This window comes from Chitinimonas viridis (genome assembly GCF_030409555.1).
In the GTDB taxonomy this organism is placed as follows: Bacteria; Pseudomonadota; Gammaproteobacteria; order Burkholderiales; family Chitinimonadaceae; genus Chitinimonas; species Chitinimonas viridis.
Genome location: NZ_JAUFPU010000002.1, coordinates 270,318 through 280,478, shown reverse-complemented (window position 1 = coordinate 280,478; position 10,161 = coordinate 270,318). Strand labels below are relative to the sequence as shown.

Below are 10,161 nucleotides of genomic sequence, written 5' to 3'. Positions count from 1 at the left end.
GGCGACGGCAAGGTCATCGACCGGGGCTTTACCGGCCACGAGATGCTGGACGAGCTGGACTTGGTGCACATGAACGGGCGTATCTACGACCCGCTGGTGGCGCGCTTCCTGTCGGCGGACCCGTTGATCCAGGATCCGGAGCATAGCCAGAGCTACAACCGCTATACGTATGTGTGGAACAATCCGACGAATATGACGGATCCGACGGGGTTTGAGGCGGGAGCTGTGCAGCTGCCTATTACGGCTACCATCGTATACTATGGCAACTCGGTGGCCGCCATGGGAGCACGTGCTCGACCCATCGCCTCGAAGGCGGCGGGGAATCTGCTGAATGTGGCGCGTAGTGCGGTGGGGCGGTTGTTCATCTCCAACCAGGTGGGCGCGCTGATCCTAGTGACCTCGCTGCAACCGGCAGCATTCAGTGATTGTCCGCCAGGTGACATGTGCGCGTTTGATCCTGAGACGGGTGAAACGACACCTCAGGGCTGGCATAAGTTAAAGCTTGCTATGGCCAATAAGGCTGATGAGAATAGTTCGAGCGGTACAAGTGGGACAAGCAGTGGTGATAAGCCTAGCTTGCTGGATCCAGAAGCTGAGGAGCATGTATTGCATGGGGATGCAGAAGGTGGTGGGCATCTTTCTGGTACTGGCAAGCCGGGTAAGAGTGAGTTTCCGCCAACTTGGTCAGGAGAAAAGATCACGGGCGAAATTTCAGATGTGGCAACAGATCCGAACTCGGTAGCTAAGCCAGGGCGAGATGATACGACTGTTATTCAAGGCACTAGGGATGCTGTGAAAATCCAGGTCATTGTTGATAACAAAACAGGTCGCATCATAACTGGTTACCCTATGAAGGGTCCTGGTGTTTATCAGAACCCAAAGAAGTGAGGAATAGCACCTTGGACTATGATTCTATTGAATTGGATTTCGCACATTTATTAACTGCCATGCAGCCCATGCTGTCTGCGTCGGAATGCGATGAGGTTCGTGAATACGTAGATGTAGGAGAGTATGGCCTAGCTCTTCGAACCGCGGTTGCGATTTACGTAGAGGAGTCCAAAGTGGCTACGGCTGAAGTAAGGGAGTTGATATCTAGGCTAGCGAAAAAAATGGGCCAAGATGCTGAGGTTTTGCTTAAGCGCCTTGGGTAAATGGTATCTATTTGGCCCATTCTATCGAATTGAGCAAACTCAAGCTGAAGTCGGCAATTCTGAAATCTGGGATGCTTTGGTGCCCCGTCCGCTCGTCCGCAACAGCTAGGGCAACCATAGCAAGGGAGCTTTTCGCTAAAAGCCCGTCACTTTTCAGGCCACCAGACCGACAGCTTGTCAGCGCCAGCCGTGCGATAGCTGCCGGATTGCTTAAATTTTGTGCAATTCGGCAGGGCTGGACGCGTTCGTTCCCGGACAGCTTTCCGTTGCCTGTGCTGCTTCCAACGGCTGTGGTGCTCTACCTGCGCAAATAGACGCCTGCCAGCAAGCCATCCCAAGCCTGGAACAGATATGTCCCATTGGGTATCTGCTGGTAGGGATCTATCCCTTGCCAGGCTTCGAGTGGCGTACGTCCGTTCAAATGCTGATGGGGCCGTATCGCGTTATACCAGAACGTAAACTCGGCCATGGCTTGCTGCAATCCCACCAGATCGGCAACCCTAAGCTAATTCAGCTTGCCTAATCCGACGAATTTGACGGATCCGACGGGGTTTGAGGCGGGAGCTGTGCAGCTGCCTATTACGGCTACCATCGTATACTATGGCAATTCGGTGGCCGCCATGGGAGCACGTGCTCGACCCATCGCCTCGAAGGCGGCGGGGAATCTGCTGAATGTGGCGCGTAGTGCGGTGTGGCGGTTGTTCATCTCCAACCAGGTGGGCGCGCTGATCCTTGTTACCTCTATGCAGCCGGGTTCGTTCAGTGATTGTCCGCTAGGCGACATGTGCGCGTTTGATCCGGAGACGGGTGAAACAACGCCTCAGGGCTGGCATAAGTTAAAGCTTGCTATGGCCAATGAGGCTGCGCAGGAGGATGATAAAATAGCTTGAGCGGTACTGGGACAAACAGTGCAAGCTTGCCGCCGGGTGGGCCGGATGGTGATCCTGATGACGATGATGGCAAGAGTAAGGAAACGGTACGATTTGGTAAGGATGCGAACCAGGAGTATCACACCTTCCTGCACATTGAAAAAGCTGGCCTTGACCGTAGCGCCGTACAAGATGCAATTAAGGGTGATTTATCCAAGGTTGGTAACTCTTTGAAAGAAGGGCTGTACAACGGACGGGTCAATGTCAATGGAACACAAGTTGACTATGCTGCTTATAAATTTTCTGATGGGACGATCAATGTTGGACGCATCACGCCACCACGCTAGATTATTGCGCTCTGAAGAGCTGGTGCTGTTGGCCGCTATGCTTCATATGCCATTAGAGGCCATTAAGACGAATGTTGTCGAAGATATAGCTGATGGCGGTATGGGGAGCATACGGTTTGTGCATGAATCGAGTATGCCTCGCTTGTTTGGAAGTACAGTTGTCGAAGCAGAATACATTGATTCAGATGGAATAGTCGTTAGTATTACGGTGAGTCTTGATAACCAAGGTGACCTTTACGAAGTCGATTTTTGGAAAGTGGACTTCTCACCGCTGCTCAAGTACCCACTGCCGCAACAGCTACGACTGAAGACCGGTGACTGAGATGGGCTTTGTTGCACAACTCCACGCACCTGAGCCCAGTCGATAAACTACGGCCATGTCCAAGCCCTCTCCTGCCAAGTATAGAACCACCAACTGGCGCAACTACAACGCCGCCCTCAAGGCTCGGGGATCACTGTTGATCTGGCTCGATCCAGCCATGCAGTGGTATGCGCCGGCCTGTGGAAAACCCGGTCGCCAGCCCACTTTTTCTAATGCCGCCATCCAGTTCTGCCTGTCAATCAAGGTGCTGTTCGGCCTGGCATTGCGGCAGGCCATCGGCTTGGTCGAAAGCCTGATCAAGCTGGCTGGGCTGAATTGGCAAGAGCCGGACTACAGCACGCTCAGCCGGCGCCAGAAGAGGCTGACGGTACAGATTCCGGCCCGGCGCAGCACAGCTGGGCTGCATTTGCTGATCGACAGCACCGGTATTCAGTTCCTCGGCGAAGGCGAGTGGAAACGCAAGAAATATGGCGCGGAATACCGCAGGCAATGGCGCAAGGTACATCTGGGCATAGACGCTGAAACCCTGGAAATCCGCGCCATTGAAGTCACGGGGAACGGCATCGGCGACGCACCGGTGCTGCCAGACTTGCTGGGGCAGATTCCGGCTGAAGAGGACATCGCCAGCGTGTGTACCGATGGCGCTTACGACACCAAGGAGTGCCATCGCGCGATTGCCGAACGGGGCGCCGAGGCGATCATCCCTGTGCGCAAGAACGGCCGGGCTTGGAAGGTAAATCAAGCTGGCGCCGCAGTGCGCAACGAAGCATTGCGCGCGATGCGTCGGCTGGGGCCGGCGATCTGGAAACGCTGGAGCGGTTACCACCGTCGGAGTTTGGTCGAAGCCAAGATGTGGTGCTTCAAGTTACTGGGTGAGCGGGTGAAGGCGCGCACCTTCGAGAGGCAAGTGGCGGAGTTGCAGATTCGCGCCGCACTGTTGAACCGTTTTACCCAACTGGGCACGCCGCAGACGGTGCGTGTGGCATAAATCCGTCCGGGGTTTGGGGAGACTCAACCTTCAGCTGCGATGTGCAACAAAGCCTATTGAATGGATATGGCTTAGCTACCTATTTCTCCGTCCCAGCCGTTCTTATCAATGCTCACTCAGGAACTCTTCAAGCGCCAGCCGCAGGAAATTAAACTGCTGACCCGCCAAGTTCTGGTAAAGCGCCCAATATATTTGCCTGAAGCCTCGCGGCAAACTGGTCTCATCAGGGCGTTCTCGCAAGATGTGAAGCAGCTTATGCAAGCCCCGAGGCCAATCCTCTAGCACAGCAGCACACCTCTTGAAGATCGGCCCCGCGACTGCCATGTCATGCGCGTTGGCCAACTGCCCAGGCCGTTTGGGCCGGTTGTCGGCGGCAAAAGACCCGAGGTAACGGATTAGGCGCAACCAATCGACCGTATTCATTATAGCAAAGCACGCTGGCGTCTCGTTACGTTGGTTGGATAACGCATTTTCCAGAAAGTATCCCAACCACACTAGCGCGTCATCCGCCCTAGTCGCTAAGGCATCTGCAAGGCGCCCCCCACAGGGACATCGACCGACCCCAATCCAAACGAATTGAACCGGCCGACCGCAGTCCGGACAACAGTCCACCAGCATGACGCGATGGGTCGGACAGACAGCAAACAACTTGATCCCCCACGCAGCACGGTGGATACCATCCACCGCTAAGCAGTATGGACACCAACGTAGCCTTAGACCGTTCAGATCGGCGGGTGCCATGTCCTGTGCCGCGATGAATCGTTGACGCGTCGGGAGCCAACTCATTGGTGAGTCAGTCATCGTGATATCAAGTCCAAGCAATGCCAAGGACTCTCGGATGGAGCGATACCTCGGAAACCAACGCCCCAAGGGCAGGGGTGGTACATAGCCATTGGCAAGCATGGCCCTGGCAACGTACCCAGCCAGGGCTTCGCCAGTAGCCGGGCGTGGCCGAATCGGGATTGCAAAGGATGCCGTTGCTGCAACTCCCTCCGAAACTGCCCCGCCCTTATCTAGTTCAGCGTCCATAGCGGTCGATCTGCCGTATAGAATTCCGTAGTCCCCCGGCCGAAAGCAGATGCTTGGTCTGCCAAGGGAGCGACATCCTGCCGACGAACAACGATGCCTGTCTGGCCGTAACCGAGCGCCGGAATGCCATGCGATCGGGCAAACAGCTGCAAATAACCCACGATATCCTCATGTCTTCGGAAGCAACCGGGTGGAGCGACAATTGCCAGGTTATCCAGTACCGGCAAAGCCGCGTGACCATGGCCGTCAGTAAAACGATCTACCTGCAGACAATGCTCGGCTGCAATTTGTCGAAGCTGCTGCAACATCTCGTGCGCTGCGGTCAGTACCTTGTTTTGCAAGAGCCAGCCCGCCACTTGGTGTACCCGAAGCAGGAATGGTGACCAGCCCCAACGGTTTGACGATCCGGAGGTATGTGTCATCTCCGCCTCCTGGCACAGCAACGTGACCAGGCTTCCAGACTCAGCACTCAGCCAGCCGACTACTTCCGGGTAATGTTCCTCGGCCACCGCAATGGCGTCCGCGATACCTGCAACAGGCTTGATCCGCTGGCGTCGATGACGAACCTCTTGATGCAGGAAGGCCAGGGCTGCGATCAGGGCATAGACAGCGGCCGGACCACCCTCTATGGGAATGGTTGTACGACGAGCTACAGGGTAACCTTCTGGCAGCCACATTGCTGCCGATGCCGCCAGCACCTCGGCCATCTGGTTTCTCGCACGCGACCATATGCTACATGCCAGTCGATTGACGTTCCTGCCGACATTCTGCCGCGACGCGAGCCAGAGTACATGCTGAGGGCAGCGGTCGAACCCTCTCAGATCCCATAAGGCTGGCCTGAATCCAAAGTCATTGATGCACCTTGGACACGCCAAGTCCGGTTTGTAACGGAGGTCGATCAGTTGCCCCGATACCGGATCGGTGCGAAACACCAGCCAGCACGCCAGCGCTGACTGGTAACCTTCGACACCCATGGTGCTTAATAGTTGGTCTGCCAGTGCCCTTACCACCAGAGTATCTGTTGCAGCGTAGATCGTCCGTAGTGCGCTGACGACATCTCCAGAAACAGGCTGGGCATTCACCTCATGCAATCGCAACACATACCCCGCAAAGCTCTCGCCCTGATGCCAAGCCGGCCGTACAGGCAGACGATGCAGTCTCATGCGGCCTCCCTCCGATGACTGCCTCCTTTGCCGACTTCCGGACCAAATGGCTCACCAGGACGATCCAGCTTGCGGAAATCAAATTCAGCGGAAAATGGGTTTAGGCGCGCCGGCGAAGCTGACCAGACTCGGCTAAGGAAGGCCTTCGCTAAGTCATCAAGTGTTATCACCAGGCTGCCAGGTTCCTGACGTGTAACCAGCACCCCCAGCATCAGCTCATGCAGGTAGCCTACCCGCCCCATAGAGGCGTACCACAGACGCTCAGCCCACTCACTCCATGCTCCGCCAGCGAAATCCAGATCAACACCAGCGGCCTCAGCAAACCCACTGAACAGGCGGAAGCAGGCCTCCCAACCTTCAACGCCATCACTAGGAGGGGGCCCCATCTGCATGACCTCGGTGAAACGACGCCGCAGCTGATCGTTGACTCCCAGCAGTTCAGCCAATCGGGGTAGTCCGAACAGAACCACCGGTATACCCAGGGCATCAGCCAGCGCTTTTACCCAATCGCCGGCGAGAAACCTAGACTGGTATTTGCCCCGGTCATACAAATGCTGTGCCTCATCTAGCAATAGCATCTGCACTCTGCAACCACGCATCAGAACTTTGATGCGGTAGGCCTTGCCGGCGGTCGTACCATTGAAGGGGCTGGGGTCCCCCAGCCCTTCGAGGATCGCCGACGCGATTGCACCTATGGTGCCGGAAGGCGGTACCGATGCGTAGACTATTGGCCTGACATCACACTCCTGAGTGCGCTGTAGCGGGTGTGCTCGTAACAGTGCAGCCGCGAGGGTACTTTTGCCGACACCGGTCTCACCGGCGATCACCAGATTTTGCACCAGCCCAATGCGTCGGTATGCCTCCAATACCGAATTGATCCGCGAAAACGTGATTTGGAGTGCAGGGAACAACAGCGGCGATGCAGCGATCCCACGAAAGGCGCGAAGGCGACTCATGTGGTCCATGCTACTCATGGCTGCCCCTCTTCAAGCCGAGGATACGCGGTCGGAATTGGTCGGTTGCTTTGGGGCGAGGGGCGGGGTGATGGTGTGCTGGGCGCGGACTCGTTGACCTTTATCTCACGTTTTGGACTATTACTGGTCTTGCCGTGGATGGCAGCGGCCCGTCGGCGATCACGCTGTCTTCGACTACTCATCAGCGCGGCGATGCTGTCTGCCAACTGTATCTTGGCCTCATGCAATGCCTCGAGATCCTGGGACGCACGGCCATTTTCCAATACCAGTTTGCGGATGAGTCGATGCTGCAGCAGCGTGAGCCCATTGGCGTAGGCGGGATCAACAGCATGAACTTCGACAGGGTCGGACTCATCAGGCGCCCAAACTTGGATCGATCCGAGATCGGCGGCATCGAACGCGACCTTGAGCCTTACTTTTTCCCCGTAGCGATTGAGTATCGGCTGCAGAGCGGGTCCGTTGTAATGCAATCCATTCAGTTCAATACCAGGTCTGCGCAACGATCGTTGTGCTACCTGCCCGATTCGGCGCTGTAGCAACTGAAGATCGGGTGGCAGGGTCAGAATGCGCCGGGACAGGCCTTCATGCCATTTTGCCCAGGGCGTAGTCCCCAATCCACGATGCAGGGTCTGGGCATAAATGTCGATCAGCCATTTCTCCAAAACCTGGACGAGCTCGGAGAGGGTCAATAGCGCGTGTTTTTGGGGGTCGTAGTCATTTCGATCAGCCAATCGAGCGAAGCTGGTGCCCGGCATCTGGTGGGAAAAACTGTAGTTCAGCGTCTTCAAAAAGCGCTCAATGGCACCCTTGAATCGAGGGGTTCGCTTTGGACAGTATTGCAATCGAATACCAAGATCAAACGCAACTGACTCCAGATCATTGCCGTGAAATTCCAGGCCGTTGTCGAGCACCATGCTGTCCATCACTCCGTAGCAAGACCACGCATGCTCTATCCTCAAGCCTGGCACCGTGATCGCCGGTGGGCGCTTGGGTAATATCGCGTGACGCAGGGCAGACAGCACTGCATGCGCCGATGTACCACCAAAATTTAGGTAGTACCCTAATGGGTGCCGGCTATAGTGATCCAGCACTACCGTCAGGATAGGACGGCCCAGGGGAAGCGATGTTTTGTCGTCGATGGTGAACATATCGAGAGGTGTGTGATCAACCTCCACCCGTTCCAAGATGTTAGTAGTGACGGCTCCTTTCATGACAATATTGAGCCGCCGATTAGCTGCCACCTCCCCCTCCTTCAGGCAGATGCGGTCATATATTTCAACCTCGGCCAGCAGGCGATAGCACGTGCGCGGACTGGGGGTCGGCAGTTGATCGAATTCGGAACGCAGCCTGTTGCACTGTCGGATCTTGCCCTTCCAGCGCACATAGATGTCCGCTCCAGTCGCCGCCGGGCTTTGCATGTATGCATCTTCAATGGCAGTCTTAAGCAAACTCAATACTTCATCGGATTGCCTGGTGTGCTTCCCACCGCGTCGATCAAATCGAGGAATCAGGCTACGCGGGTCGTGGGTCGAGCTAAGGCGCAACCACCAGCGATAGATACTGGTGGGACTAGGTGGAGTTGAGTCATCAAGCTCGGCTGCGATCACAGAAATAATGGGTTCTAGGTAAGCCGCCGTGAAGTTCGGTGCGCCGTAATCCTCCAGCCTTTGTAGATAGTGCAGTCGGCGTTTAACTTCACGCTGCACCGATGGCTTCAGATCCGATAACGGCCGGCCAAAGATCGCGACGTCAAATCGCTTGGCTCTGGCAGGTAGCTCCCCTTGACGCAAGGTTCCAGCTGAATAGGCGGATAGTAGTTCCTCGGACGCCACCAATTGCATCACACCATCCTGTTCGCGGAGCAGAAGCGCTTGTCCGTGCTCGTTCAACTGTTGGATACGAAACCTGCCACCATGCCATTCAAAATCCATGTTGCGGCGCAATGCGAAACCATTCATGTTCGTTCTCCTGAATAGGGAATAGCGGGGTGTCAGATTGCAAATGCAGGGACAGATTGAAGTGCAACAACCCGTAAACCAACGCACCGAATATGTCGGTGCCGAGGTTTTTCAAGCGGCGCTGTAGTTCGGCAAAGGCCAGGGGCTGGTCTCCCATTGCCTGACGCAGGGCGTTACGATAGGAAGCGGCCGTAGGAACATGCCTCGGCAGGCCATGCCAGATGATTTTGAGTGAGGCGAGCCGTGGCTGTAATCGCAGGATGCGATCGTCCAGAACCGTGAACGGTGTACCCATCTCGTCGAAGTGGCGGGAGACCGCTGCCAGCTTGGCAGCGATGTCGGGCCGGTTCAGACTGTGCTGCGGCTTGATCTCCACCATAACCGTCCGGCCATTGACCAGGGTCAACTCGAAATCCGGCGTATATCGCCGCTGCTGTCCGCAGTCCAGGTAGCGAATAGTGATGGGTTGCTCCCGATAGGAAACAATCAGTGGCGAGGTCTCGAAAAGGTAAATCGCATCAAGTTCGAGCAATCCCTCGTGATGCACCATGCGGCGGTTTTTGCGGCTGGGGAATTTGCCGCGGACGATACCGCCGGTATACCGAACTACCTCGCGTGCTCGGTGCGCTGCACCACCATCGGGTGCAGAACCGCGCCACAAACCCTGCCAAAAATGAATCTCAGGCATATAGCTCTCCCTGCCCATGCTGCACCAGGAAGGGCGCCAACACACGGGCAACGTTAAGTCACGGAAATTGTGAGGAAAGGAAGGGCTTGCCGTTCGGCAGGAGAGGGAGCGATACTACAAGCGCGACCAAGTAGTGGCTTCGGCTACTGCGCGAACGGGGCAGGCCTTCCAGGTTTGTCCCGTTTGTTTTTCTACATGTTGTGCTCCTCAGTAATTAGGCCGTCTCTCGGTATAGCTGCACTGGCAGCCGCTTTGCGTCGATCTTCAGAATCATGCTGATAGCTGCAACCTGCTCGCAGGTCAGTTCACCCATTCGACGAATCAGGGCGTGGGCTATTTGGTACTCATCCACGCTGGCGTCTATCGGAATCTCCAGATTCCTCCGAGACAGGTTCGCAACCTCCACGAATGCCGCATATTCGCTCTGATCCAATGCCATCGCTTTGGCCATGCGCGCGAGCTGCTGCTCAGACGGTGGCTCTTTGCGACCCGTTTCCAACGCGCAAAGATAGGATGTGCCGATCCCCAACAGGTTAGCTAAGTCCTTCTGGCGCAAACCGCGGCTGCGACGGAGCTGGAAGAGATGGTCGGCAAACGGTGACATGGTGTTGAACCTACAACATGGTCAGTGGCTAGAAATCAGGCCGAGTAGTTCACCTGGATTTCGAGATT

At 56.0% G+C, this 10,161-nt stretch carries 13 protein-coding genes; 6 read left to right on the top strand and 7 right to left on the bottom strand.

The genetic code is table 11. The features are described from left to right. On the top strand, positions 1–888 hold an 888-nt coding region (locus QWZ03_RS02825), incomplete at its 5' end, for an RHS repeat-associated core domain-containing protein (protein ID WP_290331349.1). Further along, complete coding sequence (locus QWZ03_RS20960) at positions 885–1,151, top strand: MafI family immunity protein (RefSeq protein WP_373322334.1); 267 nt, start codon at positions 885–887, stop codon at positions 1,149–1,151. The genes QWZ03_RS02825 and QWZ03_RS20960, both read left to right, overlap by 4 nt. 298 nt (positions 1,152–1,449) lie before the next feature. Here QWZ03_RS20960 and QWZ03_RS02820 read toward each other — a convergent pair whose 3' ends face one another. Beyond that, positions 1,450–1,620, bottom strand: coding sequence for a hypothetical protein (locus tag QWZ03_RS02820; protein ID WP_505538573.1), 171 nt, complete (start codon positions 1,618–1,620; stop codon positions 1,450–1,452). 151 nt (positions 1,621–1,771) lie between these two features. Between QWZ03_RS02820 and QWZ03_RS02815 the strand changes: the two genes are divergently transcribed. The 4 genes from QWZ03_RS02815 to QWZ03_RS02800 are packed head-to-tail and all read left to right on the top strand — an operon-like array spanning position 1,772 to position 3,677. After that, positions 1,772–2,041 carry a hypothetical protein gene (locus QWZ03_RS02815; RefSeq protein ID WP_290331346.1) on the top strand — a complete coding sequence of 90 codons (270 nt, stop codon included), beginning with the start codon at positions 1,772–1,774 and terminating at the stop codon, positions 2,039–2,041. Continuing rightward, positions 2,038–2,367 carry a hypothetical protein gene (locus tag QWZ03_RS02810; protein WP_290331345.1) on the top strand — a complete coding sequence of 110 codons (330 nt, stop codon included), beginning with the start codon at positions 2,038–2,040 and terminating at the stop codon, positions 2,365–2,367. Before QWZ03_RS02815 ends, QWZ03_RS02810 begins: the two co-directional genes overlap by 4 nt. A gap of 4 nt (positions 2,368–2,371) precedes the next feature. Then, positions 2,372–2,689, top strand: a complete 318-nt coding sequence (locus QWZ03_RS02805; RefSeq protein WP_290331344.1) for a DUF6984 family protein — start codon at positions 2,372–2,374, stop codon at positions 2,687–2,689. Between the two features lie 55 nt (positions 2,690–2,744). Beyond that, the gene (locus tag QWZ03_RS02800) at positions 2,745–3,677 is read left to right on the top strand and encodes an IS5 family transposase (RefSeq protein WP_290331343.1); all 933 of its coding nucleotides are present in this window, start codon (positions 2,745–2,747) and stop codon (positions 3,675–3,677) included. Positions 3,678–3,782: 105 nt separating this feature from the next. Here QWZ03_RS02800 and QWZ03_RS20955 read toward each other — a convergent pair whose 3' ends face one another. From QWZ03_RS20955 to QWZ03_RS02775, 6 genes are all read right to left on the bottom strand, one after another. Continuing rightward, a complete protein-coding gene (locus QWZ03_RS20955; protein ID WP_373322333.1) occupies positions 3,783–4,706 on the bottom strand; it encodes a TniQ family protein in 924 nt (307 codons plus the stop codon). Next, positions 4,691–5,869 (bottom strand): TniQ family protein, encoded by a 1,179-nt coding sequence (locus tag QWZ03_RS02795; RefSeq protein WP_290331342.1) that lies wholly within the window; start codon positions 5,867–5,869, stop codon positions 4,691–4,693. Before QWZ03_RS02795 ends, QWZ03_RS20955 begins: the two co-directional genes overlap by 16 nt. Continuing rightward, positions 5,866–6,825, bottom strand: coding sequence for a TniB family NTP-binding protein (locus QWZ03_RS02790; protein ID WP_290331340.1), 960 nt, complete (start codon positions 6,823–6,825; stop codon positions 5,866–5,868). The genes QWZ03_RS02795 and QWZ03_RS02790 overlap by 4 nt, the downstream gene beginning before the upstream one ends. A gap of 14 nt (positions 6,826–6,839) precedes the next feature. Continuing rightward, a complete protein-coding gene (locus tag QWZ03_RS02785) occupies positions 6,840–8,801 on the bottom strand; it encodes a TnsB C-terminal domain-containing protein (RefSeq protein WP_290331338.1) in 1,962 nt (653 codons plus the stop codon). Further along, complete coding sequence (locus QWZ03_RS02780; protein ID WP_290331337.1) at positions 8,764–9,489, bottom strand: TnsA endonuclease N-terminal domain-containing protein; 726 nt, start codon at positions 9,487–9,489, stop codon at positions 8,764–8,766. The genes QWZ03_RS02785 and QWZ03_RS02780 overlap by 38 nt, the downstream gene beginning before the upstream one ends. A 214-nt stretch (positions 9,490–9,703) precedes the next feature. After that, complete coding sequence (locus tag QWZ03_RS02775; RefSeq protein ID WP_290331336.1) at positions 9,704–10,093, bottom strand: helix-turn-helix domain-containing protein; 390 nt, start codon at positions 10,091–10,093, stop codon at positions 9,704–9,706. Positions 10,094–10,161: the final 68 nt, after the last annotated feature.